3 protein-coding genes and 1 pseudogene are annotated in these 2,572 nt (G+C 67.0%); 3 read left to right on the plus strand and 1 reads right to left on the minus strand.

What is annotated here, in order from left to right; translation table 11 throughout:
- Both H3O04_RS34885 and H3O04_RS34890 read left to right on the plus strand, forming a co-directional pair.
- The coding region (locus H3O04_RS34885) for a DMT family transporter (protein WP_202589468.1) at positions 1-929 on the plus strand (929 nt) is incomplete at its 5' end.
- A gap of 202 nt (positions 930-1,131) precedes the next feature.
- Positions 1,132-1,680: a hypothetical protein gene (locus H3O04_RS34890; protein ID WP_023477486.1), complete on the plus strand. Its 549-nt coding sequence runs from the start codon at positions 1,132-1,134 to the stop codon at positions 1,678-1,680.
- A 93-nt stretch (positions 1,681-1,773) separates the two neighbouring features.
- Here the strand turns inward: H3O04_RS34890 and H3O04_RS34895 are convergent, their stop codons facing one another.
- Entirely contained in the window at positions 1,774-1,908 is a 135-nt protein-coding gene (locus H3O04_RS34895; protein WP_006485835.1) for an entericidin A/B family lipoprotein, read from the minus strand.
- A 234-nt stretch (positions 1,909-2,142) separates the two neighbouring features.
- On the opposite strand from H3O04_RS34895, the pseudogene H3O04_RS34900 reads away from it, so the two are divergent.
- A pseudogene (locus H3O04_RS34900) lies at positions 2,143-2,572 on the plus strand (aspartate carbamoyltransferase); the annotation flags it as partial.

Below are 2,572 nucleotides of genomic sequence, written 5' to 3' on the forward strand. Positions count from 1 at the left end.
AGACACGACTGATTGGCTATCTCTATCTCGCCGCCGCGATGGCGGGCGTCGGCAGCACCGTCGTCGCGAGCCGTCTCGCGGCCGGCGGCCTGCCGCCGTTCGCGGCCACCGCGCTGCGCTTCCTGATCGCGACCCCGCTGCTGTTCGCGCTGATGCGCGCGCAGCGCATGCGCTGGCCGCGCATTTCCGCACGCGACGCCGTGCTGCTCGTCATCCAGGCGGCGGCGGGCGGCGTCGGCTATACGGTGCTGCTGATCAGCGGCACGAAACTGTCGTCACCGCTCGATGCGGGTGTGATGCTCGGCACGCTGCCGGCCATGTCGACGCTGATCGCGGCCGTCGTGCTGCGCGAGCGGCAGACGCCGCGCGACTGGCTGGCCGCCGCGCTCGCCACGGCCGGCGTGCTGTTCGTCACGTTCGCGCCGGGCCACGCGATGCCGTCGCTGCAAACACTTGCCGGCGATGCGCTGGTGCTGGCGGCCGTCGCATGCGAAGCGGTCTTCATCCTGCTCAACCGGCGGCTTGCCGCGCCGTTACCGCCGCTCGCGCTCTCCACCGCGATGTCGGGCCTCGGCTTCATGCTCGCACTCGTGCCGGCCGCGTTCGAATGGCAAGCAGTGGCGAGCGGCTGGACCGTCCGCGCCGTATCGGCGATCGTCTACTACGCGCTGATTCCGACCGTGCTCGGCTACCTGTGCTGGTATGCGGGTTCGGCCCGTACGAGCGGCACCGAGGCGGCCCTGTTCACGGCGGTCGCGCCGGTTTCGGCCGTGCTGTTCGCGGTCGCGCTGTTCGGCGAAACGCTGACCGGCACGCGTGTCGCGGGCATCGCGCTCGTCGTCGCCGGCATGCTCGTCGGCGCGACGCGACGGCGCGAGCCGCCTGGCGCATCACGCGCTCCGCTCGCCGCGCGGACCGCCATCGACTGACTCGCGCGTTCATTGCCTCGCGGCGAAAAGGGCTCCGGCACCCTGCCGTCGCATCGCCTGCCGATCGCTACCTTTCCGCGATGCAGCCGGCGACTGTAGGAATGTGTCCTCGCACCGCAAAACCGTTGCGCACGACTGCGCAAGATGCAATATTCGCGTGGCCACACCCTTTGACAACCATCGAACAACAATCCGCCAAGCAATGAACAGGAAGGAAGCCAAAACAAGAATCGCGGTGCTGCTGTCCGCGGGAACGAGGAAGGCCGATGCGCTGGCCGAGCTGTCCGGACAGGGGCTCAAGGATCGCGTGCTCGCGCACCTGATCGCATCGCGCCCGGACCCCGAACGCTGCCGCAACAACAAGGTGCACGTCCGGATCCTGATCGCGCTCGGCATCGCCCAGTTGGTCATCAGCCTGATGCTTGCGTACTACTTCTTCGTATCCGGCGCCGGCAACGTCCTCGTCACCGTCTTCCTTGCGCTGACCGTGCCGCTGTCGCTGCTGTTCATCTGGGGCTTCGCGACCCATCGGGTCGGCGCGTATCACGCGTTCATCGTGCTGTCGCTGCTGCAGATACCGAAGGCCGTCGCCGATCTCGGGCGCGATCCGGCGGCCGCGCTGCCGAGCCTCGCGATCACGGTCGTGCTGGTCGGTTACGTGTGGTTCGTCCGCACCCGGTTGTTCCCCGACTACGGCTGGTTCACGCCGCGCAAGGTGGAAGGCCGCTACGCGTTCGTGGAACGCGCCTGACGCCACCGGCATCGACCCGCGCGTAAAAAAGGCGCCGAGCCTCCCCGCAATCGCGGGAAGGCCGGCGCCTTCTGCATACCGGAACCGGTCGGCTTACTTGGCTTTTTCAGCCGAATCGCTGATCGCCTGGCCGCCCTTCGAAATGTCCTGGCCCACGCCGGCGACCGTATTGCAACCGGCGAGCGCCGCGGTCACCACCAGCAGCATTGCAGCAATCGTACGCGTCATTCTCATTCTCCTTCGAATCAACATGCCCGACCGGGCGAATCGTGTGCGGCTGGCGCCCGGCAGACTGCCGGACACGGGGCCTGACCTGATTATACGGAGACGCAGGCCGCGCGCCAGTACGGCTCCGCCGAGTGTCATGCGCACCCCACCGCGCATGCGCGCAGAATTTTCTTGACTTCATCGCGCCAGGAACTAATATACGCATCGCGTATATTTTCCGCCCAGGAGCCGCCGATGACCGTTCCCCAGCAAGCCTTCCTCCGCGACGCGATGCGCCGCCTCAACATGACCCGCGAGGCATTCGCGAATCGCATCGGCGTCAGCCGGCGCGCGCTGGATACCTGGCTGCTTCCGGACGATTCGCAGGAATCGCGCGGGATGCCCGAGATCGTCGAGCGCTTCGTGTCGGAAATCGTCGAGCGCTCGGCGCCGGACGGCGAGAACTATACGCAAAGCGTAGACAAACAAGGGCTTGCGAAGCAATTCCTGTTCGAAGGCAAGCCGCAACTGATCTCCGTCGACCAGTTCTCGCGGGATTCGGTCGAGGCGCTGTTCCGCGTGGCGGATGTCATGCAGCCGATCGCGCGCCGCCACAAGATTTCGCGCGTGCTCGAAGGCGCGGTGCTCGGCAACCTGTTCTTCGAGGCCAGCACGCGTACACGCG

Origin of the sequence: Burkholderia sp. KCJ3K979, from assembly GCF_016759955.1 — a bacterium.
GTDB lineage: Bacteria > Pseudomonadota > Gammaproteobacteria > Burkholderiales > Burkholderiaceae > Burkholderia > Burkholderia orbicola.